Source organism: Westiellopsis prolifica IICB1, from assembly GCF_004323185.1.
In the GTDB taxonomy this organism is placed as follows: Bacteria; Cyanobacteriota; Cyanobacteriia; order Cyanobacteriales; family Nostocaceae; genus Pelatocladus; species Pelatocladus prolificus_A.
In genome coordinates this window covers 1,297,632-1,321,539 of the sequence record NZ_NAPS01000002.1, presented here as the reverse complement: position 1 = coordinate 1,321,539, position 23,908 = coordinate 1,297,632, and the positions used below count along the sequence as shown (strand labels likewise).

The following is a 23,908-nucleotide window of genomic DNA, read 5'->3' as shown; positions in this document are numbered from 1 at the left end:
TGGCGTGGCTTTAGGCGTGGCTTTTGGCGTGGCAGGAGGCGTGGCGTGTATTCTTGGTGCGCTACGGTTTTACTTTTGGCTACCGGAATTTCTTTGGATGCTGATCCTCTACTTTGTGTTATCCCGACACAGGGATGGCGGGAAATGGCTGGGTTATCTGCCACCTCGTTTTGATGAAAAAATTATCTTGCTCCTGCCTTTTATCGATAAGCTAATTATTAAAGCCTATCGAGAAAGCCCAAGTGTTGCCCGCGAGACGATTGATTACTTGATCAATTCCACTAATCAACAAAAGGTTGCGGCACAGGCTATGGCTGGTATTACTATAGATAATCTCAGCCGATGTCAGACACTGGGCGATATTGCAGAAATTCCTAACCAACTCAATTGGATTCCCTCACCAGCACCAAAAGAATTAGGCAATGCATTGCCCCAATTACTAGACATTAGCCAGGATGTAAAGGCAGCAGTTGCAGCAACTTCGCCGTCTCGTCAAACTGAATTGCTGAACCGTCCTATAAGTGCTTTGCGAAAACTGCAAAACAGTCTAACTTTTGAGCAAAATCCGCAGTTGGCTACTGGTTATCGTCAAATCACTGATCCATGGCTAGCGATTCTGGAAACAGCGCAGCGTACTTTACAGGAAAAAGCGCAGCAGCGACAGGAAATAATCCAAGTTTATATAGCTGGTAACGCCCTAGATCCGGAAACAGCGGAACATCGCTTTAAAGGACGCATTGATATTTTTCGGGAAATCGAAACTTTGTCACTTGCAGATCAGCCACCAGTGTTATTACTTTATGGTGGGCGTCGGGCTGGTAAAACTTCTGCTCTCAAGTATCTGCCTTACAAAGTAGACTCTACACTTGTACCGTTGCTGGTTGATTTGCAGGGAGCAGCATCAGCAACAACACTCTCAGGGTTAGCAGAAAATCTCGCTACACAAATTATAGAAACTGCCCGACGCTTACCCCAACGTTTAGACTTGCCTTACCCAAAGGAAATTAAAACAGATCCATTCATCGCCCTGCAAAATTGGCTGGGAGAAATAGAACGTACCTACCCCAGCAAGCGTTTTCTTCTGAACTTGGATGAATTTGAACGCCTCAGTGAAGTAGTAGAGGCAACAGGTAGCCGCGTACCACTAAATTTTCTCCGCAATGTCCTGCAACACCGTCGCCAGTGGACTTTGCTTTTCAGTGGCTCTCATGAAGTTGCCGAACTTCCGTCTTATTGGAACGACTATCTAATTAATACCCGTACTATCCGTGTAAGTTTTTTGGATGAAGAATCTGCCCGTGAATTGATATTAGAACCAGTTGAGAATTTCCCAACAATTTATACACCAGAGGCTGTAAATGAAATTATCAAACTAACTCGCTGCCAACCTTATTTAGTCCAGTTAATGTGTTACGAAGTGATAGAACTGCTGAATCGAGATATTAGGGAAAACAAGCGAGAATTAGAGGCGATTTGTAGAGACGCGAAATTTCGCGTCTCCATCACAGATGTCCAAGCTGTGATTCCCACAGTACTAGAGCGAGGTGATCAGTATTTCCGAGAATTATGGACAAGTTTACAAAAGAGCGATCAAAATTTTCTTCGCCGTTTAATTCAAGGAAAAACTCCCACAGCACAAGACAAAGGTATATGGAAAAGTTTGCAGGAGAACGAACAAAATTTTCTTCGCCGTTTAATTCAAGGACAAATCCCCACAGCACAAGACCAAGGTATTGTCAAAAAACTGATCCGAAAAGAAATTGTAACTCCAGAAGGCAATGCTTTACAAATACCTTTAGTCCAAAGATTTATCAAACAAGTCTTAGAAGAAACAAACAATTAAGGAACTTGCGTTTTTACTACTTTAGTCAGTATATATATCAGTCCTACGGGTTTTGCAATACTTGGAATTTTTGCTTTTACTAAGTAATAGAAGATATCAATATTAGTAAATCAATAAAAACTCTAATGGATATGTGGTTTCACATTAATTGGCAAGAAATGTTTATTCCTAGCATTTCAATTGCTGAACTGATTATACGTGCTTCGATTGTTTACTTGGCATTGTTTTCAGTATTACGCTTGCTCCCTAGCCGACAATTAGGAACCCTGGGTATTGCTGATTTACTTGTAGTTGTGCTGTTTGCAGAAGCAGCTCAAAATGCAATGGCAAGTAACTATACCTCAATTACAGAAGGCGCTATTCTAGTTGGAACTGTCATATTTTGGAGTTATTTTTTAAACTGGTTGGGATATAAATTTCCCTCTTTTCAGCGCTTTTTAAATCCACCACCATTGCTATTAGTAAAAAATGGTCACATTATTGATCGTCACATGAAACGGGAACTAATCACTGAACAAGAATTAATGAGCCAACTACGTCAGCAAGGTGTGGAATCTCTTAAAGATGTCAAAAGAGCATTTATGGAGGCGGATGGTTGTATTAGCGTCATCCGCCAAGAATCCCCGACTAATTCAATGCTTAAATCAAATCCTTAGAAACAATTCGTCACGGAAAAAGATGGCATATCAGGACATAATCGTTGTCTTTGTTGCTCTTGTCTCAATTCCTCCTGGCGTTGCTGCCATTTCTGTTCTTGTTGTCTAACTCGTTCCCACTCTTGTTTTTGGTTTTGTCGCCATTGTTGCTGTCGCTGATTCCATTGTTGTTGTTGTTGTTGTCGCCATTCTTGTTCTTGACGTTGTCGTTGTTGACGTTGTTGTTGCTGTCGTTGTCTTTCTTGCTCGATTTGTTGGTTTTGAATTACTTGTTGTCGTGAAAGCTGACTCACGAAATTTGTCTTGCTCATACTAGCTGTAGCAGAATCTACTAGCAAGCTAGCTGACAGAATAATACAGAATAGCTCTGTCTTTAAAAGCTGATTCATATAGATTCAACATGCTCAAGGATACAAACCTCTATCAGTTAAAGCTTGAGCAACCCGACCAACTCCTAAGGTATAAGCTGCTAACCTTAAAGAAATTTGTCGTGTTTTGGAATGGTTAATCACTTGACGATATGCTTGCACCATCAAGTGTTCCAATTCGCGGTTGACTCGTTCCTCATCCCAAAATAAATAAGAAAGACCTTGTACCCACTCTAAATAACTGACTACCACACCGCCAGCATTAGCCAAGATATCTGGTAGTACAGTGATCCCACGCGCCTCTAGCGATTGGCTAGCGACGAGAGTCACTGGCCCGTTAGCCGCTTCTGCAACTATCTTGGCTTGGATTTGATTCATATTGTCTTCTGTGATTTGGTTTTCCAAAGCTGCGGGGATTAAGACATCACAAGGTAAAGTTAGTAATTCTGCATTGTTAATTGGTATTGCTTGTGGAAAGCCAATAACGCTTCTACGATTTTCAGCAGCATAGGCTTTCAAAGCAGGAATATCAAGACCAGTTTCTGAATAAACTCCTCCAGACCCAGTCGATACAGCTATCACTTTTGCTCCTGCTTTATGCATTAACAAAGCTGCTGCACTACCGACGTTACCAAAACCCTGGATAACTACTCGCACATCTGCCAAAGACTTACCCTGGTCAGCTAGCGCTTCCCTGACAATAATCATCACACCCCGTCCGGTTGCCATCTCCCGTCCCCGTGAACCACCGATAGATAGCGGTTTTCCAGTCACAACTCCCGGAACAGCATGACCAACATTGACAGAGTAAGTGTCCATCATCCAAGCCATTTCACGGGCAGAAGTACCCATATCTGGTGCGGGAATGTCTACACTGGGGCCAATATCTTTGATTAATTCGCTGGTATATCGTCGGGTGAGCCGTTCTAATTCAGCCAAGCTATAACGTTTTGGATCAAGAGCAATCCCTCCTTTGGCACCACCGTAAGGAATATTTAGTAACGCACATTTCCAGGTCATTAGCATTGCTAGGGCTGATACCTCCCGCAGCGTTACAGCGGGATGGTAACGAATCCCACCTTTGTAAGGCCCTAAGACATCACAGTGTTGGACTCGATGTCCTGCTAGAATTTGTATTTCGCCATTATCTCGTTTTACAGGAATGGAGACTGTAACTACTTTACGTGGATGACTCAGTACCTCCAATAGACCCTGATCTAGCTTTAATTCTCGTGCTGCTGCTTCTAAATAGCTACAAGCTTGATCTAATGGACAAATATACGCTGGAGAAGGAGCTTCCAGTGATTGTATAGAAGTATTAATCATAGAGTTTTTTCTCTCAATCACGCTTCCACAAAATCTTTTGCTTATGGAACCGGAGGTCTATATCTAGGCTAACCTTTATTTTTGAGAAAAATCTAATTTCTGTAGCTGGTGTTACAAAATTTTTTGATGTAACTTTTTTTGCTCGCTTCCCAGATAGTAATATAGAGTGACCAGAGATACACATAGATGAACACAGATAAAAAACATACTTTTTATCTGTGTTCATTTTCTTTTTTATGTGTGGTAGAAGTCGGCGTAGGAGTTTAGGGGTATATGAGTGTAAGCATATGAGGGTATAAAAGAGCCAACCCCTACACCTTTAAACAAACACCTCAGAAGTAAAGTTACCGTGTAAACCGTAAGGAATATGGTGTTTAAGATGTAGCCTTGCTACTGGCCCTTTGTTAAAATTACGGCCATCTAGAATTACTACATCTGAGCGATCGCAACTGGCATCATAAACTAGAGCTAACACCCAACCATCGTCTTCCCCTTCTGAATAGGGACGGGGTACAAACACTGGTTCACTAGCAAAGCCTTTGGGTGCAGCACTCCAGAGTTGTCGTTCTCCTGAGTCAAGATCCATCTTCAAAAATGCTTGTAAAGGACCATTACCATTGGGAGCATGAGCAGCACCAATATACATATAACGATGCTCCCGCCCCACTTTTTGAGGATGCAAAGTTGGAAATTCACAACAGCGACTTTCTATTAACTTTCGCTGTACAGTCTTGTCTTGGAGATTAAGGTGAAAACGCCAGAGTTGCCCAGGCTTGAGAGCATCAAAATCAGTCTGTCGAAAATCAGTTTCTGGTTCAACTTCTGGTAAAGATTCGTAGCAAATAGAATCAATAATAATTTCGTTTCCTTGCTCAAAAGCATTAGCATGGTGGAAAACAAAACCAGAGTGAGTTTCGAGAATTTGCACCCCCCCTAGTCCCTCCTTCTCAAGGGAGGATTTTAGAGGGGTTCGGCGAGGAATAATGATGACTCGCGTTGGTTGATTCGGTTGAAACTTAACACATTCGCCTGCACCACGTATTCCCAAAGCAAAAGGTATGGGATTGAAACTCACGGGATTTTGAAAGAATACGCAGTAGTTTGGGGTAATAGCAAAATCGTGAATAAAGGCGAAACCCGGTACACTATGGGCGTGCTTTCTTACAATTCTGCCTGTTGTGTTTAACTCAAAAATAGTAATAGTTGTGGATAGCCCTGCTTTGATAGAAAAGTTTACCAAACAAGGTTTACCACCATCGAACTCGCAACTTGGATCGAAGCGGGGGTGAGCGCTAAATGCTTCACCTTCTGACAGCACACCGCCAAAGTATTCTTTACCCAAGGTGTCTAGTGTATGAGGATCAAGGCGATGAGGTTCTGCTGCTTCCCACAGAGCGAGCAGTTTGTCACCCCAGTAGATCACATTGGTATTAGCAATATTTTTGAGTTTAAAATCGAAGGCATTTGCTAGCCAACCACCTGGTTTTTGTGTACCAAAAACACCACGATAGAGAAGCTTACCCGCTTTTTGTTCTTCCAAATATGCATCAGTGCGGACAAAGCGATTGCGGAAGTGGGCGCGACCATTTGCAAATGTTATACGACTAATCATCCCATCCCCATCAAAAGGATGATGAATTGGTTGCCCATTTATATCAAACAAACCAGGGCCATTTCTGAATAAAGTACCATGAAGTTCTGGTGGAATTTGCCCTTCTATGTCATCTATCCAATAATCAAATTCTTGTTTTAAAGATTTATATCCACCTTGCCAATCGTTACGGTTATAAGGTTTTGTAGAAATTTGAGAAATTAGTTCTTGAGTTTCAAAAGTTTGCATATCTTGAAAATGGGATCGGGGATCGGGGAAAGGGGATCGGGGAATGGGGATCGGGGATCGGGGATTAGGGGCGAAGGGGTAACGGAGAATGGGGATTAGGGATAAAGAAAGGGGGACATATCAATTCAAAATATCCTTCGGGAACAATTCGGGAACAAAATTTAAGAAATTGTTGAGCTTGTTACCTCATACCCAGTTCCCGATCCCCTTTCCCCGATCCCCTTTCCCCTAATCCCTAACTACTTCTGACTCTAGTTCTCGCAGCATCAATTCCGGCATCATATTGGGTACAAAAGATTCTTCATGATCCGGTACTGAGGCTGGTGGTAAATTTTTGGATGTTTCTGTTTGAGACTCAGCAGCAGGTAACCAGTTGAGAAAGGGTAATGGTAATAAAGTACTGAGGTTAGTTAGAATTACCAAAATCCATAGTTTTTCAAAATTTGTTTCTGTAATTCCAAACCAATGCATCAATACTGCACCTAACTCATAGGAAAGCAGTCCTGCTAAGTTAATCACTGACATTAACAAAGCAAATAATGTTGCTTCTACTCCCGATGGACAAAGTCTGGCTGCTAGTACTAACACTGGCATATAGGCAATTTGTCCCATAACGGTGAGAATTAGGTTATCACCCAAACTAAACCAGTGGTCATCAATGCCTAAAGTCCGGTTTGTATGAGTTACCAGGAGCAACATTGTCATTCCTAAAGCGGCTGAAAGAACGGTGCTCCAGCCAAAAATGACACGAAAAGCGACGCTTTTAAGAAAACGTTGAAAGATCCAGATACCAACTAAGGAAGCAACGCTAGTTACTAAGCGTATTCTTCCTAAAAACTCTGGTTGAAAATGTAATTCGTTTGTAGTAAAGAAGAAAAAGGCTGATTCAGCAGTTGGTGTCGCTTGCCAGATGAAAATAAATGCTGTTGGTAGCCAAATAGCTTTTTGAGTAATGGCTTGGCGTAGTTGTCCAATTTGATGTTTGATTGATTGGAAGTTGGGGTTGTGGGTGGTGTTGACATCTTTCTTGACTGGAGATTCAGCAATTAACCAAGCTACTGCTGAAACTATGAGGGGAAAAGAGGCGGTGATCCAAAATACGGTGCGATTACTGAAATGCTCTAAGAGTACACCACTAAAGTAAGCTGTCATCAAACCACCAAAGGCGGAAGCACCCCAACATAAGGATTGTAAAGAACCTGCTTCTGCCTGGGATTCTACCCTGGCTCGTTCCACAACTAATGAGTCAACGATGACGTCACTCACAGCAACAGATACCGAACCAAGAGCGATCGCTGCTGTTGCAACTACGGGTGTATGAACAATTGTGGCTAGGCTCACCCAAGAAGCTGCTCCGATGATCCCTGATAACACCAAATACGGTCGTCTTCGATAGCCAAAAATGGGCAAGCCATCAGAAATAAAACCAAATAATGGTTTGACAATCCAGGGTATGGCAACTATACCCATTAAGGCTGATACTTGGGCTGGAGTTAGTCCTAGTTCATCTTTGAGAAAAAAGCTGACGGCTAAACGTGCCAACCCCAAAATACCTTGGACAAAGTAAACGGTAAGAATGGCAATTAATTCGGCTGTTGGTTCATTGCCAAAAAAAATCTTTTCTTTTATTGATTCTTTGACCTTGGACAAGCCAGAGGAGGAAACCAGCATTAGATAAATAATTTTTAAGTTTTATCGACTTTTATTATCATATCTGTTTTATCTAAATGGCGTGTAAGAGAAGCGTTTATCAGTCAAAATCTGTTGAAATCACAGAGAACTTACAAACAAACTTGTAAAATTTAGTAAATAAAATTTACGGGCTATTTATTTTTTGAATTAGACAAATTAAATCTTGAATTTTTATTTTTCTAGTGCTAATACAGCATTTTGCCCCCCAAACCCAAAACTAAAACACAATACCCGTTGAACTTTACTTTCACGTGCTTCTCTTACCAAATTTAAATCAAACTCTGGTTGCTGTAAGCCTACACATGGTGGTAATATTTGTTGCTGTAACGCCATCAGAGAAAAAGCCACGCCTAAAGCTCCTGATGCACCGAGAGTATGTCCTGTAGCTCCTTTTGTAGAGCTAACTGCCACCTGTTGAGAAAAAAATTTTTGTATCAATTTGCTTTCTAATTGATCGTTAATTTGCGTAGCCGTACCATGAGCATGGATATAATCAATCTCTTTTGGCGTTAAGTGACTGTGTTGCAAACATTGCTTAATTGCGGCGATCGCACTCTGACTTTTTGGTTCTGGAGTATTGGAATGATATGCATCTGTTGTTAAGCCAAAACCAAGTATCTTTCCATACACTTTGGCTTGGCGCTGTTTTGCTGATTCCGCCGATTCTAAAATCAAGATCGCTCCCCCTTCTCCTAAAACTAAGCCTTCACGGCGCAAATCAAAGGGATATGCGCCAGTTTTAGCCAAGGCGCCCATCTTATGAAACCCAGTCAAAGTCAGAGGCGTAATTGCTGCTTCTATTGCTCCTGTCATGACTTGATGACATTGTCCAGATTTAATCAAATATGCAGCTTGAGCGATCGCCCAAATCGCAGTAGCACAGGCCGCCATCGGTGCTAAAACAATTCCAGTCCCACCAATTTGTCTTGCAGCTGCGATCGCATTCATATGTGGGAGGGTGTCTAGCCAATTATCTAGGGATAGGGGATAGGGGATAAGGGATAGGGGATAGGAATTTAATATTTCCTTTCCCTCTTGGGCTTTACTCTTTTCCCACCTATTTTTCATCATCTCTTCCCATGCTGCCTGATGACTGCGACTCGAACCAATAACAACGCCACAATTTGGCAGAGGATAAACTAATCCTGCATCTTGTAAAGCAGAAGCAACCAGCTGTTGAGTCAGTAATCTCAACTGTGCTGGTTGCTTGTTAATTAACCCAAGAGGACGTGGTTCTAATTCTGGAAATGGTTGACAAATTTTAATCCCAGATTTGCCTGCTAGCAATTGCTGCCAGCTATCTGCTAGGTTTTGACCCAAGGCAGAAACTAAACTAATACCAGTGACAACGACTTCTACCAAGTTTTGAGGATCGGGGATTGGGGATTGGGGATTGGGGATTGGGGATCGGGGATCGGGGATTGGGGATCGGGGATTGGGGAAGAGGGACAAGGAGGACAAGGAAGACGGGGAGGACAAGGAGGACAAAGAGGACAAGGAAGAAATTTCTACCCATTCCTAGTCCTTGATCCCCGATCCCTGATCCCCGATCCCCGATCCCTATTTTTCACTATTTTTCAAATTTTCTGCACCTTGGGTGACTTTGGCTGATTCGATGCGATCGCCTTGCTGAATTTTGTTCACTACATTCATACCTTCTGTGACGTAGCCAAATACGGCGTAGCTACCATCTAGAAAGCCTAAGTCAGCTAGGGCAAAGTAAAACTGTGAAGAAGCAGAATCTGGCATTTGCGATCGCGCCATGGCGACTGCACCCAGTTTATGTGTCAACACGGGTGGTTGATTGATGCGAGCTGATTCCAATGTTTTGCCGTAAATGGGGTCGTCTGATCCTTTAGGCTTAATTTCCAGGGGAATATAGCGTTCACTACCTGTTTTAGGATCAATAAAACCACCAGTTCCTAACCTGTTAGCTGCTACTTTCGGATCTTTACTTTGGGGATCGCCACCTTGGACAACAAAAGGTTGGGGTTGACGCACAACTCGGTGGAAAACTAAACCATCATATACACCACGTTGTACTAAGTCTATAAAGTTACCAGCAGTGATGGGGGCATTAGTACCGTCTACTTCAATGGTAATAGGAGAACCATTGACGGTCATGACTACGGTAGCTTTGCCTTCAAGTCTTGGTAAATCTTTCATTCCAGGAATTGCCTCTTGTGTAGCTTGAGATACAGATGTTGTCTCTGTAGTTGTTTCTGCTGTTGCCTGTGTAGTTGTATTAGTGCTTGCCTCCGTGGCTGTGGGTGTGGCAGATGAAGTATTAGAAGATACTTGTTGTGTCGAACACCCACCCACCATTAAGACACTGACAATCACAAATACAACCAAAAGCTCCGAAAATTTTAACCGCATTAGCTAGTTCTATAGACTCAACCAGTGTATCTTAGCTTCTGATTGCAAATTTGGTAGTCAAGGGTCAATAGTCCAGAGTTTTTACTAATAACCATTGACCATTGACCATTGACCATTGACCATTGACCAGCTTACAAACCTTCCAAAGGTACTCCCAAAAATCTAGCTAATTCTGCTCCCTGAATTTCCAAGTCTTTTAAAGACATCGGTTGACCTACCCTTGTTAAGGGAATATCTCGACGACCTTTGGCACGCAAATAGAGGGTACGACGAGGATTTAGACCTTCTTTGATTTGGACTCGTACGGATTGTACATCTTGGGTGTTAAAGTCAAGTTCGATACGACGATTCTTGCCAGGAAAACCCCAACGGAAGATTTTAACTTTGCCAGTTTCCTGGTTAAACTCGTTGTATCCGCCGCCCACATCCAAGAGAATTACTGACCACAGGTACAAAGCCAGAAGCAGACCCGCTGCTCCGTACAATCCCATCACTAATCCTTGTGGGACAAAAATAAGTTGAGTTGGATCGGTAACTATGAGTAAATTAACTTGTAAGTAACTGGATAGGGCAGCTAAGAAAAAGCCTGTAGCACCCAAAGTTACAATACTTGCCCACCAGTAGTTACTCAACCGACGTGAACCGAGAACCTTTTGATGCAAGACGCGTTCGTCTTTGTTAATGGTTGTTGATGTCGTCATGGAACTACCTTGGCGTTTGATAAATTCCCTTTAAAAGTCTGCCACTCTCTATGGATCTATTGCAAGTTTGTTTTAAGATTTCTGAGAAAACTTGTGTCAAATTGTAAAATTTCTGATATTGATAATATTTAATAGGTCTGTGCAAGATACCTGATTTAGGCACATGCATCAGGCACAAAACAAGACAAATTTATGATAAGTTAAGAAGCATTAAGGAATCACTAGCTAAATTTACAGCTGGTGATGTGGGTAATGACACGACCCTGAGGCAAACTGACTGAATCTAGCAGTAGTTTCTCATAAAACCAGGTACATAAAAGTATTTGTGTAGTGTCGAAAAAACGTTAATTCCTCAATAACGTGCAATTTTAGTAAACAAAGAGGATTTGAGTTCGATGACCATCGCAATTGGACGTAGTACTACCAGAGGGTGGTTTGACGTTCTCGACGACTGGTTGAAGCGCGATCGCTTCGTATTCGTAGGATGGTCTGGTTTATTGCTATTCCCCTGTGCATTTTTAGCACTAGGKGGATGGCTAACCGGCACAACCTTCGTCACCAGTTGGTACACCCACGGATTAGCATCTTCTTACTTAGAAGGCTGTAACTTCCTAACAGTAGCAGTATCAACACCTGCGGATGCAATGGGACAYTCMCTATTGCTGTTRTGGGGACCAGAAGCCCAAGGCGATTTCACCCGTTGGTGTCAATTGGGTGGACTGTGGCCATTCGTAGCGCTGCACGGAGCATTCGGGTTGATCGGCTTTATGCTGCGTCAATTTGAAATCGCTCGGTTAGTAGGGATTCGTCCTTACAACGCGATCGCTTTCTCTGCTCCGATCGCGGTATTCGTGAGCGTGTTCTTGATGTACCCCTTGGGACAGTCTTCTTGGTTCTTTGCACCCAGCTTTGGTGTCGCAGCAATCTTCCGTTTCCTGTTGTTCTTGCAAGGGTTCCACAACTGGACACTCAACCCCTTCCATATGATGGGAGTTGCAGGTGTACTTGGTGGGGCGCTGTTGTGTGCAATTCACGGTGCAACAGTTGAAAACACCCTGTTTGAAGACGGTGAAGGTTCAAACACCTTCCGTGCTTTTAACCCCACCCAAGCAGAAGAAACCTACTCAATGGTGACAGCTAACCGTTTCTGGTCTCAGATTTTCGGTATTGCTTTCTCCAACAAACGCTGGTTGCACTTCTTCATGTTGTTTGTACCAGTCACTGGTCTGTGGATGAGTGCGATCGGTATTGTCGGTTTGGCCTTAAACCTGCGCGCTTACGACTTCGTCTCTCAAGAATTGCGGGCTGCTGAAGACCCCGAATTTGAAACTTTCTATACCAAAAACATTTTGCTGAACGAGGGTATCCGCGCTTGGATGGCTCCTCAAGATCAGCCACACGAGAAATTTGTATTCCCTGAGGAGGTATTACCTCGTGGTAACGCTCTCTAGACCTGGCGTTTTGGGAGGTGGACGTGACCAAGACACCACCGGGTTTGCCTGGTGGGCTGGTAACGCCCGTCTCATTAACCTCTCCGGTAAATTACTGGGCGCGCACGTAGCTCACGCCGGTTTGATCGTCTTCTGGGCTGGTGCAATGACCTTATTTGAGGTCGCTCACTTTGTTCCCGAAAAGCCTTTGTACGAACAAGGTTTTATCCTATTACCCCACTTAGCAACTCTCGGATGGGGAGTTGGCGCTGGTGGTGAAGTTATAGACACCTATCCCTATTTTGTGGTCGGTGTACTACATTTAATCTCCTCTGCCGTTCTAGGTTTTGGTGGAATCTATCACGCAATCCGTGGTCCAGAAGTCTTAGAAGAGTACTCCTCTTTCTTTGGCTACGACTGGAAAGACAAGAACAAGATGACCAACATCATTGGCTTCCACCTAATTCTTTTGGGATGTGGTGCCTTGTTGCTGGTACTGAAAGCTATGTTCTTCGGTGGTGTCTATGATACCTGGGCGCCGGGTGGTGGTGATGTTCGTGTGATTACCAACCCAACATTGAACCCTGCTGTGATCTTCGGCTATCTGGCTCGTTCTCCCTTTGGTGGCGAAGGCTGGATCGTTGGTGTTGACAACATGGAAGACATCATCGGTGGTCATATCTGGATCGGTTTGATTTGTATTGCTGGTGGTATCTGGCATATTTTCACTAAGCCTTTTGGGTGGGCGCGTCGCGCTTTCATCTGGTCTGGTGAAGCTTATCTTTCCTACAGCTTGGGCGCTTTGTCCCTCATGGGCTTCATCGCTTCTTGCTATGTTTGGTTCAACAACACCGCTTATCCTAGCGAGTTCTACGGCCCAACCAACGCTGAAGCATCTCAAGCTCAATCTTTCATCTTCTTGGTTCGTGACCAAAAACTCGGTGCTAACGTTGCATCGGCTCAAGGTCCTACCGGTCTAGGTAAATACTTGATGCGCTCTCCTTCTGGTGAAATCATCTTCGGTGGTGAAACCATGCGCTTCTGGGATTTCCGTGGCCCTTGGTTAGAGCCTCTACGTGGCCCTAACGGTTTGGATCTCGACAAGATCAAGAACGACGTACAGCCTTGGCAAATTCGTCGTGCATCTGAGTACATGACCCACGCTCCCAACGGTTCCATCAATTCCGTGGGTGGGGTTATTACCGAGCCTAACTCTTTTAACTACGTCAACCCCCGCGCTTGGTTGTCTACTTCTCACTTCGTATTAGCTTTCTTCTTCCTAGTAGGTCACTTGTGGCACGCTGGTCGCGCTCGTGCTGCTGCTGGTGGTTTCGAGAAAGGTATTGACCGTGAAACTGAACCAGTATTGTTCATGAACGACCTTGACTAGGTTTTAAAGTTTCATCACTGACAATCAATAGTTAAAAGGCTCCTGTTTTTACACAGGAGCTTTTTCATATTTAGGCTTTAGGTGGTATGATTCTGCCAAATTTGGGCTATCACTTCAGCATCTTTGCCAACAAAAATCTGCTGATCACCTCACCATTACAAAAGACTTAGCGGGAGCGTGAAAGCCCCTGATAAGCAGCAACGTAGTTGCGTACTTCGTGCTACCCTTCGAGAACGCCAATATTTATAATATAATAGCTATATAGCTAAATGTCAACAATAAGCTAGATAGTTGTTAACATATAGTTATAAACTAAATATGCTGTTGAATAGAGTTCAAACTTATGGATGTAAAATGTAAATTACGAGATTACATGGATAAACAGGATTTAACTCAGCAAGAAGTTGCAGCACGAACTGGGTTAAGTCCAACGATTATTGGAAGGTTGTACCATAATCGCTTCAGTCGCTTGGATAATCAAACGGTAATTAAGATTTGCAAGTTATTTAATGTGTCGCTAGGCGATATGTTTTATATCGACGAGCAGGAACAGTAGGAATACTTAGATAAATAAAAGTTAAATTAGCTACAAGTGATGAAAAGCTTAATTTGGATTCAATATTGGGAATACTTAACTGTTAAATGGCTAGCTGTTGGTAGTAGTTTCTTGCTTATCGTTGGGAGTAACTAACCCTACAGTCGTGTAGTAGCGGGGAAACTCCCTATTGTGCAATTAACAACCAACAATCCTCCATACCCTACTCTTCGCTTCTTAAGGTCTGAGCTATCAAGTAGACTTTAGTCCATTCACCCATTGCTTGATGACTTTTGATTTTTAATTTTTTTGCTATGTCTTCTATACTTTTGTCTGCTCGTCGTAGTTCTAGAACCTGGCGCTGAGTAGGGGTCAATTTTTCATGCAATTGCTCAAGTTGGTTTGGCGTCAGTCCGAGATTATTCTCTTTTAATGATGTTTTTAGCCAGGATTCAACTAGTTCTGGTTTGTCTTTGAGAGCAAAAACACGTACTGCGTGGTAGCTAACTTTTTCTCGCAGTCGATAAATTACATTGATCGGCTTACCTAATTTTTTGGCGATCGCATCTTGGGATTGACCTTGTAAGTATAGCCGTAACCAATCTACTGCTTCTTGTCCCAGATTTTCTAGTAAGTAATTTTCAAATTCGTCCTTGATCGATTGTCGCAGTGTTTGTTGTTCTTCTTGTTCTTGTGCTTCTTGATATTCTGCGATCGCTTGGGTATCTACCAAGTTTACCCGGTTATCGTTGTCGTCAGTCAGAATCTCTTCTGAGACTAGTCTGACCGTATCGCTACCAGGTACTTGGGTTAACCCACCACGCTGGGTACGACGTAAAAAATTTACAAATCTATAAACTATCAGAGGTTGATTACGTACTGGTCGCAGGCAATATTCTTCTACACTAGCAAATAACAGAGCGCTCCGTAAGCGTGGATCGGTAGTAAATTCTGAGATAAAAGCCATTTGCTGTTGCATGTAGTTATCGCTTTGCAGCAGTTCTTGAATCACTTCTTGCAAGACATCCAAAACTGAGCGTTGGCGATCGCGACTCAGAGCCACCCATGTCTGAATTTTATTTCGTAATGTGACTAAACTTCCCAACCGAGTTAGTAAATTCTTATAAGCTGCTTCTCGTCCTTTACCCAAATAACGCTGATTTAAAATCTTCCAGCGATATTCCATTGCTTGTTTGAGAATATCTAATTGTTTTGGATCTTCAAATCGCTGTTGATTGCTGCCTAATAGCCAGCGAACAATGCTTTCTTTACTGGCTATAGGTTGTTCTGGACAATCAACTTCCAGCCTTTTACGCCAAAACTGTGCTACCTTATCCGCTTCAGAAGCCATAGTGAGATTGCGCTCCCCGAAACCCGGTTTTAAAGTTTGCTGCATCACAACCTCCATTTTTTACCTCACTCAACTTTTTGACTGGTAGTTGCTTCCAATAGCATGATGTCCCGATTGAACATCTACGTGCTTCTACCTTTATTACGTTTTGCCTCACTGGTTTTATGCAGTTACTTCTGCTTTTTCATAATATTTTCATTTTCATATTCCCGGAAATCCTGCTCTTTTAGCAATTTCCCTCGTCACTCGAATATTTAATTTTTGTAAACTCAACTTATTTCTCAACTTAGACATCATACTGATAAATGCTTATTCAAAGACTGAAATTCAGCCTTCTTTAGCCTTATTTATTATTGGCAACCATATTTGCTCTAATGTCTAGACGTGATTTTTGCTCATTTAGTTTCGCTCCTGTGGAATATACTCTCGTATTTTTCAGGTAAGAAAAATTTTACTTGATCGAAAAGCAATAAAATATGTATTTTTAGCAACAATACATTTAGTAAAAATACATAAATACCATACAAACAACATGACCTTGTCGCTCAAAATAATTTGAGAGTAAATACCATACAAAATTATTCTCAAAAAGCGATCAAAAGTTTCATAGTACCCTTTAGGGTACTTTTAATTGAATGGTAAAAACTTAAAACTACTGAATGTCTTTATAAAAGTTTTGAACTTTTGTAGCGGTATACAACTATGCATTAACCATAAAATTAGTCAACAGTAATCAGAAGTTAGACTGTAGACTGTAACATAAGCTTAGTTCTAGTTCATGTCATGCTTGGCGTTAGGCAATTTCATGCATTCACGGCTCTCTTGATTTCAGATACCACCTCATCTAAAGATCGTTTGCGAGCGTCAATGTACATAATGTCCGCCATACTAGATGGCAATTTTTTTTCAATATTTTCACCACTAATTATGACTGGAATTATTGTTTTGCCAAGTGCCTCCCCGGCGGAAACTTCAAATTAAACCCATCGATTATTTACTGAGGCTGGTGAAATTAGAACCAATACAGCGCTTGCTTTCCTGATACTATCTCTTAATACAGAGCTTATTTCCTCACCAGTAGCAATATCTGCCTGATCGAGCCAACCGCTTACTTGAACTTCCTTCAAGTTGGAAACAAGTTCTTTTGCCTTTAAACTATCTTGGCTCGCATAGGAGACGAAGAGATCCTTCATGATTGCACCTCATGTACTCGATCTGACAATTGTTTAACAATTTGCTCTGCCAACCAAGAATCGTAGCTACCATGTGATACAAAAATTTTGTATGACTTCATTGCACTTGCATTTTCCTTCGTCGCCTAACGATTCTGGTCAGCGGCGAGCAACAACCTATAATTCAGTAACAGCTGCCTTAAACCAATATGGAATTGCTGCTTTTTTGCACTAATTTAAAGATTATTACGTCTGGATATTATGGGATTTTCCACTGCGAGTCTATACTGCTCGACTTCTTCTGTATAGCCTATTGGTAGAACAGCTTCGACGTTTTCGTGAGGACGAGGGATAATGACCCAGGTTTCTAGGACACCGCCGTAAACGTTTTCTACTGCTTCTACACCAGCAGCGATCGCAGTTTTCACTTCTTGAATATCACCTCGCACATTCACAGTAAAACGAGCGCTACCAGCTCTTATATAACCTACGAGGGTGACTCGACCTGCTTTCACCATCGCATCTGCCGCAGCTAATACGGCAGGAAAACCCTTAGTTTCAATTGATCCAACTGCCTGTAGTGGCATTGGTTGTCTCCTATATCAGTAAAAGTATGTGGCGCTACCAATTAATTGTACGAAGGTTCATACATAATTTATAGAGTTAAATCTATCATCTTTATTGTTCCGACAAATAAGTAAACTGGATAATTTGGGAACTTATTCAAAAAATCCGAAATGGCTCTGATTTTCGAGTGAAATGTATGGGTAGAACAGATTCTACATTCTCTGGTGGGTTGGGAACAATATAGTGGGTTATTAGCTGACCACCATCACCTTGAGCCTGGTTACAGGCTTCAATACCTGCTGCGACTGCTCTTTTTACTTCAGCAACCTGTCCTCGTACCGCGACTAAAAAACGAGCGCTTTCTGCTAAACCATAGTATACAAGGGTAACTTCAGCAGTTTTGACCATTGCGTCTGCTGCTGCTAATACAGGGGGAAAACCTAAAGTTTCGATCACTCCAACCGCTAATGGCATGGCTCAACTCTCCAAATATTTGGGCAGATGTGATATTTATTCTACGATGTTGGGGGAATGTGGGGAGTAATGTAGAGACGCGATTCATCGCGTCTGGGAGTGTGGGAAGTAATGTAGAGACGCGATTCATCGCGTCTGGAAGTGTGGGAAGTGTGGGGGGAATTATTTAACAAGTCTGTTTCCAATGACCAATGACCAACAACAGTTGTAGTTTTCTTATGATATGTTTATGAATTGTAATGAAGTCTATGACTGGAGACTAGAAACTTAAGCAGATTATTTACTGACTTCCAGTTTCTAGTCTGCGATCGCTTATAATTTGTCATTCATTGGAGGTCGAAATGATTCAGTCTGAGTCCCAATCAGGGATTGGAATTGCTGCAATTAGGCAACTTACAGAATCCACCTCCATTACTCTAGCTGAAAGTATCAAACAAATAGCGATCGCCACTCCCTTAAGTTCCCAACCAATTCTCACAACTTATGTGCAGAGTGGTACTGGTGGAACGCCGTTGCTGTTAATTCACGGCTTTGATAGTTCTGTGTTGGAATATCGCCGTTTATTCCCATTGTTGGCAGAAAAACATCAAACTTGGGCAGTAGATTTATTAGGTTTTGGGTTTACAAATCGACCCGCAGGAATCAAGTTTGGTACAGCAGAAATCAAAACTCATCTTTATCATTTTTGGAAAACCTTGATTGACCAACCGATAATTTTGGTTGGTGCTTCTATGGGTGGTGCGGCGGCGATTGACTTTACACTCACCTATCCCGAAATAGTCAAAAAATTAGTCTTAATTGATAGTGCTGGTTTAATCGGTGGTTCACCATTAGCTAAATATATGTTTCCACCGTTAGATTATTTAGCTGCTCAATTTTTGCGTCATCCTAAAGTACGTCAAAGTATTAGTCGTGCTGCTTATAAAAATAAGACATTAGCTACCATAGATGCTCAATTATGTGCAGCTTTACATTTAGAATGTCCCAATTGGCAACAAGCTTTAATCGCCTTTACTAAAAGTGGTGGTTACACTGCTTTTAGATTTAAAAAGTTGGGAGAAATTCAGCCCCCAACACTAATTTTATGGGGTGATTCTGATCGAATATTAGGTACTAAAGATGCTCAAAGATTTAACAGAGCGATTCCTAATAGTAAGTTAATATGGATTCAAGATTGTGGTCATATTCCTCATTTAGAGCAACCGCAAGTGACTGGAGAGCATATTTTAGAATTTAGTAGTCAAATCTAAGTAAGTCGGCACAAATGTAGAGACGCGCCATGGCTCGTCTCTACTAGTTATGGTCGTCATTTATCATTTGCCATTGATAAGGATTTTAGGTATGTTTATTTCATACCGATTTACTTAAATATTGACTAGAATTTGTAGATTAATAATGTCTTTTAGCGCCTATCCTCAAGATAGGCGTAAAAGCATAAAAATATTGATTGTGAAGCTGATTAGATTGATGATATTCAAACCTACTTCAGAGAAATTGGATATACCCAATCGCGATAATTAGGATCTCTATTTTCTGTAATTGCAGTTAATTTATCTCTGAGTTTTTCAGCGATTGGTCGATGTTCTGATAAATAATAATTCTCAATTCTTTTGACTGGTACAATTTTAGCTGCTGTACCACAGAGAAATACTTCATCAGCAATAAAAAGCTCAGACTTATCTACAGGACGTTCTACTACTGGAATACCAAAATCTTGGGCTATTGTGATTACACTATCTCGTGTAATTCCCTCTAAAATATCCTGTTCAAAGCCAGGGGTGATAATTTTGCCATTTCTCACAATAAAAATATTCATACCAGAGGCTTCACTAACTTTCCCCTGGGAATTCATTAAAATTGCTTCGTCAAAACCAGATTCAACTGCTTCTGTTTTGGCGAGGGAAGAAGTAATGTAAGCTGCGCTAATTTTACCTCGTAATGGGAAGCTAATGTCTTCTTGTCTACACCAGGAACTAATTCGACAACTAACTCCTTCCGGCGATAAATAATCTCCTAATTCTAATCCATAAATAGCGAAGCTTCTATCTATATTATGCAACCTCGGAGCAATGCCTAAATCAGAAGTGAAGACAAAGGGACGAATATAGAAAGAATTGGTAGGTTGATTTTTTTGAACAAATTCGACTATACCTGTTTTAATTTTTTCGGCTGAGATATCATAGTGTAAGAATTTGGCACTTTGACTTAATCTTTGACAGTGACGATCTAATCTAAATAATAAAATTTGTGCAGAGTTTTCAGGGTCGGGAATACCACGCATTCCACCAAAAGCGAGAGTTCCATAATGTAAAGCGTGAGTAGCAATGGAAATTGTTGCTTCTTGAAAAGGTACTAATTTATCTTGAAAGTAAGCAAAAGGTAAGAAATTGTACATAAAAATTTTCCTGTGATTTTCAACTATGCAATCCCAGTTGCCCTGGGAAAATACTTAGTCTATGAGTATACTTGAAAAATAAGATTTTATTCAGCCTGATGATTAGTAAAGATAGTGTTGTCAATTTGTGTGGAATTCAACACCTGATTTTGTGCCATTATCGCGCCCTGCAATTAATTGCGGGCTAATAATAGGTGAAAATGCACTGAAATCAAGATAGATGGAAGCTGATTCTATTCACGAATGATTCCTGGCTGGCATATATTTATTTTGTCAAGTAGACTTACAATTCTACTTTATAATTTAGTTCTAACTCATCTCCTGTTTTTCCTCTGATACCCCAATTATGTTTTGGGGTTTCTGTGATTGTAATTTCTACATCGTTTGGTGTGATTCCAACTTTTTCTAATAAGCTGTCGAACAACGTATATATCAATTTTTTCTTGGTTGCGGTTGTGCGCCCTTCAAACATACTGATCTCTATGATGATATATCTATCGGAACGTCCCGATGGATAGATAAAGTCTTCTGATTCGAGAGGAAAAAAGCGATGAGCGCGTTTATCTTGGGGGTAGGCTAAAGCATCCACTATACAAGAATGAATAGTATCAGATATGGCACTGCGATATTGACGAATAAAGGAAGCAGTGCCATAAATTTTGATTTGTGCCATTGAGATTTGTATTCTTCACTGAATTAACTTTAATCGCGAGCATCCCAAATGTATAGATGTGTTATCACGCTGTAGGCACAACCTTAAGTACAAGTATTTGCAAAATTGGGATGCTTCCCTTTAATCAAGCAACCACATTTGATTAGAATTATCTGCTGGCTCGGTAGGTGGTTGAGGTGGTATTCTTTGTGGTGTGGATGCGTGGTGTGATTTTCTGTAGGTCAATGCTTTAGGAATTTCTTTTTCTTTTTTAGATTTATTTAAATTATTAATCTCTTCTGTAAGCTGAGAATTAGCTTGTGCAAGTTGTACAGCAGCTTGCTTGGCTTCTTCCAGGTCTTTTGTAAGACGTTCCACTAATTTATCTTTTTCAGATAAGGCTGATTGCAAGTCACTAATTTCTGTGTGCAGATTTTTTTGATTTTGCTGTGTTGCTTCTAAAGAAGTCTGCAACTGCTTGATAGCTGTATTTTTGTCAGATAAAGCTGATTGCAATTCATTCAGTTGTTGTCGGAATTTTTCTTCGTTTTGGCGTGTTTCTTCCAGAGAAGTTTGTAACTGATTGATGGTAGTTTCTAAATCAGTTTTAGTTGGAGTTGTGCGTTTATTTTTAGCAGCAGATTCTTCTGTGGTTGAGTTAGTCTCCTCTAGTACTTCCTCAGCAGCAACATCAATTACTGGTTCTATTTCTGGTGATGATATTTTATGCGCTTCTTCTTGTAATACGTCAGCAACACGTTTTCTAGTAGCCATGATATTTTTATTTTCTCCAGTCACGTTGTAATTCTTCTGCTACGCGGCGATAGTCTGAATGTGCCTCTTTTGCATTTTTCCCTCGCCATTTAGTAATCGCCACACCCTCTAGTGCTGCTCGTTCATGAGCTTTGTAGGTACGGATAAAAGCATTAAAAACTGGAATTCCCAACTGTATGAGTGTATTTTGTGCTTCCAACGCTTCCCCCAAACTACGCGTATCTACTTTAGTCAGAAGCACCCGATGAGCAATCCCCGCAGGAGTGACTGCTTCTCTAACTGTATCAATGAGAACAGCTAAATCCATCGGTGCTGGCGGTGTGGGCAAAACTAAATAGTCTGCGATCGCAACTACCGCTTTTAAGCTTGTAGACTGTAACGCTGGAGGTGTATCGACCACCACTAAATCGTATCCTTCTATCTTACGCAGACCAGCTAAGTTTTGGGGATCTGTCGCCTGAGATAAATCAAATCCCATACCGTTTTGACTACGCCTATACCACCAACTAGCAGATCCTTGAACATCTGCATCTACCAGAAGAACTTTTTGTGCTTCTGCAAAAGTTGCAGCTAGGTTGACTGAGGTGGTTGTTTTCCCAACTCCCCCTTTACCGTTGAGGATAGCAATAATTCTAGGCACAAATTAATTTCACGATGCTCTCTTCACCGAATATACCGCGTTGTGTGACATCAAGAATAGACTGTTTTGAAAATGGGGATTGGGGATTGAGGATCAGGGATCGGGGATCGGGGATTAGGGATTGGGGATTGGGGATTGGGGATTGGGGAAGAGAAATTGTCACAATGGATTGAGAACTGCTGGATAATAAAGTAGAAAAAAGTAGCTATGACAGTAACTCAAAATTTGCCAGTTAGCCCCAACATACCCCCATTACAGCGACGACTGAAATTACTTTTTCAACCAGTCAAATACGTTGAAGATTTAGCCAAAGTCTATGGAGACAATTTTACTCTGTGGGGTAAGAACAAAAATAATCCTCCCCTAATCTACTTCAGTCAACCCGAAGCACTAGAGCAGATTTTTACCGCTAATCCTAGCCATTTTGAAGTAGGCAGAGGAAATCGAGTATTAAGATTTATGTTTGGTGATTACTCTGTACTTTTACAAGATGGCGATCGCCACCAGCGTCAACGTCAACTTTTAGCCCCTCCTTTTCACGGTGATCGGATGCGCGCTTATGGTGAAACTATCCGTGAAATTGCTCAACAGGTAAGTAATAAATGGCAAATTGATAAACCGTTTAATATCCGCTCTTCCATGCAAGAAATCACCTTGCGGGTAATATTACGGGTAGTCTTTGGTTTGGAAGAAGGGCAGCGTTTAGAAGAACTCCAGCAATTGGTTTCTGCTTTTTTGGAATTTGTTAGCGCTCCCTTAATGTCAGCAGGTTTCTTTTTTCCGTTTCTACAAAAAGATTATGGCTCATGGAGTCCTTGGGCAATAATGGAAAGGCGCAAACAACAAATTGATGAACTTATTTATGCTTTAATTCGCCAACGTCGGACGGAATTTATTGATAATCGCCAAGATATCTTAAGTTTATTGATGTCTGCGCGGGATATCGATGGAAAAGCGATGTCAGACGAAGAATTACACGATGAATTGATGACGCTGTTAATTGCAGGTCATGAAACTACAGCTTCGGCTTTGACTTGGGCTTTTTACTGGCTTGATTATTTACCAGAAGTACGAACAAAATTACTGGAAGAATTAGATACTTTAGGAGATCAGCCAGAACCAAACGCGATCGCCAAGCTACCCTATCTCACAGCAGTCTGTCAAGAAACTTTACGAATTTACCCAATTGTCATGACTGCTTTCTTTCGAGTTGTCAAATCTCCTATTGAAATTATTGGTTATAAATTGCCAGTGGGTACGGTCATAGTTCCGAGTATTTACATGGCACATCATCGCGAACAAGTCTACCCACAACCAAAGCAATTTAAACCAGAACGCTTTTTAGAAAGACAATTTTCCCCTTATGAATTTTTACCTTTCGGTGGTGGAAATCGTCGCTGTGTAGGTCTGGCGTTTGCAATGTATGAAATGAAATTAGTATTAGCAACTATTGTGTCTCAGTATCAAGTTTCTTTAGTTAATAAACGTCCAGTGCGTCCAGTACGTCGGGGTCTAACTGTAGCCACACCTGCGGGAATGCAGATGATTGCAACGTCACAGGTAAAGGTGTAAACACAGGCGATTCTAAATTGACCTACATTACGAATGTATCGACTTACATTACGATTGTATCGACTTACATTACGATTGTATCGACTTACATTACGATTGTATCGACTTACATTGCGATTGTATCGTATCGACTTACATTGCGATTGTATCG

23 protein-coding genes are annotated in these 23,908 nt (G+C 41.5%); 8 read left to right on the top strand and 15 right to left on the bottom strand.

Translation table 11 applies throughout. The features are described from left to right. Both B4U84_RS31675 and B4U84_RS19985 read left to right on the top strand, forming a co-directional pair. Positions 1-1,843, top strand: a 1,843-nt coding sequence (locus B4U84_RS31675) for an ATP-binding protein (RefSeq protein WP_131121014.1), incomplete at its 5' end; no start/stop codon positions are given. Between the two features lie 125 nt (positions 1,844-1,968). Next, the gene (locus B4U84_RS19985; protein ID WP_017310905.1) at positions 1,969-2,499 is read left to right on the top strand and encodes a DUF421 domain-containing protein; all 531 of its coding nucleotides are present in this window, start codon (positions 1,969-1,971) and stop codon (positions 2,497-2,499) included. Here B4U84_RS19985 and B4U84_RS19980 read toward each other — a convergent pair. The 7 genes from B4U84_RS19980 to B4U84_RS19945 all read right to left on the bottom strand — a co-directional run bounded on the left by B4U84_RS19980 (position 2,496) and on the right by B4U84_RS19945 (position 10,805). Beyond that, on the bottom strand, positions 2,496-2,888 hold the full coding sequence (locus B4U84_RS19980) for a hypothetical protein (protein ID WP_131120280.1): 393 nt from the start codon (positions 2,886-2,888) through the stop codon (positions 2,496-2,498). The two genes, B4U84_RS19985 and B4U84_RS19980, sit on opposite strands and share 4 nt — an antisense overlap. Positions 2,889-2,903: 15 nt before the next feature. Continuing rightward, on the bottom strand, positions 2,904-4,193 hold the full coding sequence (locus B4U84_RS19975; protein ID WP_017310903.1) for a Glu/Leu/Phe/Val family dehydrogenase: 1,290 nt from the start codon (positions 4,191-4,193) through the stop codon (positions 2,904-2,906). 319 nt (positions 4,194-4,512) lie between these two features. Continuing rightward, entirely contained in the window at positions 4,513-6,033 is a 1,521-nt protein-coding gene (locus B4U84_RS19970) for a carotenoid oxygenase family protein (RefSeq protein ID WP_131120278.1), read from the bottom strand. Positions 6,034-6,261: 228 nt separating this feature from the next. Continuing rightward, the gene (locus tag B4U84_RS19965) at positions 6,262-7,704 is read right to left on the bottom strand and encodes a folate/biopterin family MFS transporter (RefSeq protein ID WP_131120276.1); all 1,443 of its coding nucleotides are present in this window, start codon (positions 7,702-7,704) and stop codon (positions 6,262-6,264) included. Between the two features lie 192 nt (positions 7,705-7,896). After that, positions 7,897-9,087: a beta-ketoacyl-ACP synthase gene (locus B4U84_RS19960; RefSeq protein ID WP_131120274.1), complete on the bottom strand. Its 1,191-nt coding sequence runs from the start codon at positions 9,085-9,087 to the stop codon at positions 7,897-7,899. Positions 9,088-9,285: 198 nt separating this feature from the next. Continuing rightward, entirely contained in the window at positions 9,286-10,104 is an 819-nt protein-coding gene (locus B4U84_RS19950; RefSeq protein WP_131120270.1) for a peptidylprolyl isomerase, read from the bottom strand. A gap of 131 nt (positions 10,105-10,235) precedes the next feature. Beyond that, a complete protein-coding gene (locus B4U84_RS19945) occupies positions 10,236-10,805 on the bottom strand; it encodes a photosystem I assembly protein Ycf4 (RefSeq protein WP_017310898.1) in 570 nt (189 codons plus the stop codon). Positions 10,806-11,200: 395 nt separating this feature from the next. Here B4U84_RS19945 and psbD point away from each other — a divergent pair, with 395 nt between their 5' ends. The 3 genes from psbD (at position 11,201) to B4U84_RS19930 (ending at position 14,181) form a co-directional block, all read left to right on the top strand. Then, a complete protein-coding gene (gene psbD / locus B4U84_RS19940) occupies positions 11,201-12,256 on the top strand; it encodes a photosystem II reaction center subunit D2 (protein WP_017310897.1) in 1,056 nt (351 codons plus the stop codon). Beyond that, positions 12,240-13,625 carry a photosystem II reaction center protein CP43 gene (psbC, locus tag B4U84_RS19935; RefSeq protein WP_017310896.1) on the top strand — a complete coding sequence of 462 codons (1,386 nt, stop codon included), beginning with the start codon at positions 12,240-12,242 and terminating at the stop codon, positions 13,623-13,625. Before psbD ends, psbC begins: the two co-directional genes overlap by 17 nt. Positions 13,626-13,968: 343 nt before the next feature. Next, positions 13,969-14,181 (top strand): helix-turn-helix domain-containing protein, encoded by a 213-nt coding sequence (locus B4U84_RS19930; RefSeq protein WP_017310895.1) that lies wholly within the window; start codon positions 13,969-13,971, stop codon positions 14,179-14,181. A 202-nt stretch (positions 14,182-14,383) separates the two neighbouring features. Here B4U84_RS19930 and B4U84_RS19925 read toward each other — a convergent pair whose 3' ends face one another. Beyond that, positions 14,384-15,568 carry a HetZ-related protein 2 gene (locus B4U84_RS19925; RefSeq protein ID WP_017310894.1) on the bottom strand — a complete coding sequence of 395 codons (1,185 nt, stop codon included), beginning with the start codon at positions 15,566-15,568 and terminating at the stop codon, positions 14,384-14,386. 920 nt (positions 15,569-16,488) lie between these two features. Continuing rightward, on the bottom strand, positions 16,489-16,704 hold the full coding sequence (locus B4U84_RS19920) for a toll/interleukin-1 receptor domain-containing protein (protein WP_131120268.1): 216 nt from the start codon (positions 16,702-16,704) through the stop codon (positions 16,489-16,491). A gap of 91 nt (positions 16,705-16,795) precedes the next feature. Between B4U84_RS19920 and B4U84_RS31960 the strand changes: the two genes are divergently transcribed. Beyond that, positions 16,796-16,918 carry a hypothetical protein gene (locus B4U84_RS31960; protein ID WP_278248346.1) on the top strand — a complete coding sequence of 41 codons (123 nt, stop codon included), beginning with the start codon at positions 16,796-16,798 and terminating at the stop codon, positions 16,916-16,918. A gap of 1 nt (position 16,919) precedes the next feature. Here the strand turns inward: B4U84_RS31960 and B4U84_RS19915 are convergent, their stop codons facing one another. Beyond that, on the bottom strand, positions 16,920-17,270 hold the full coding sequence (locus tag B4U84_RS19915) for a carbon dioxide-concentrating mechanism protein CcmK (protein WP_131120266.1): 351 nt from the start codon (positions 17,268-17,270) through the stop codon (positions 16,920-16,922). Positions 17,271-17,406: 136 nt separating this feature from the next. After that, entirely contained in the window at positions 17,407-17,724 is a 318-nt protein-coding gene (locus tag B4U84_RS19910; RefSeq protein ID WP_017310890.1) for a carbon dioxide-concentrating mechanism protein CcmK, read from the bottom strand. 341 nt (positions 17,725-18,065) lie between these two features. Here B4U84_RS19910 and B4U84_RS19905 point away from each other — a divergent pair, with 341 nt between their 5' ends. Next, complete coding sequence (locus tag B4U84_RS19905) at positions 18,066-18,974, top strand: alpha/beta fold hydrolase (RefSeq protein ID WP_131120264.1); 909 nt, start codon at positions 18,066-18,068, stop codon at positions 18,972-18,974. A gap of 230 nt (positions 18,975-19,204) precedes the next feature. Here B4U84_RS19905 and B4U84_RS19900 read toward each other — a convergent pair whose 3' ends face one another. The 4 genes from B4U84_RS19900 to B4U84_RS19885 form a co-directional block, all read right to left on the bottom strand. After that, positions 19,205-20,119, bottom strand: a complete 915-nt coding sequence (locus B4U84_RS19900) for a branched-chain amino acid transaminase (RefSeq protein WP_131120262.1) — start codon at positions 20,117-20,119, stop codon at positions 19,205-19,207. A 283-nt stretch (positions 20,120-20,402) separates the two neighbouring features. Further along, on the bottom strand, positions 20,403-20,792 hold the full coding sequence (locus B4U84_RS19895) for a tautomerase family protein (protein WP_017310887.1): 390 nt from the start codon (positions 20,790-20,792) through the stop codon (positions 20,403-20,405). 120 nt (positions 20,793-20,912) lie between these two features. Further along, positions 20,913-21,545: a hypothetical protein gene (locus B4U84_RS19890; protein ID WP_131120260.1), complete on the bottom strand. Its 633-nt coding sequence runs from the start codon at positions 21,543-21,545 to the stop codon at positions 20,913-20,915. A gap of 7 nt (positions 21,546-21,552) precedes the next feature. After that, the gene (locus tag B4U84_RS19885) at positions 21,553-22,185 is read right to left on the bottom strand and encodes a ParA family protein (protein WP_017310885.1); all 633 of its coding nucleotides are present in this window, start codon (positions 22,183-22,185) and stop codon (positions 21,553-21,555) included. Between the two features lie 207 nt (positions 22,186-22,392). Here B4U84_RS19885 and B4U84_RS19880 point away from each other — a divergent pair, with 207 nt between their 5' ends. Beyond that, on the top strand, positions 22,393-23,757 hold the full coding sequence (locus B4U84_RS19880) for a cytochrome P450 (RefSeq protein WP_131120258.1): 1,365 nt from the start codon (positions 22,393-22,395) through the stop codon (positions 23,755-23,757). Positions 23,758-23,908: the final 151 nt, after the last annotated feature.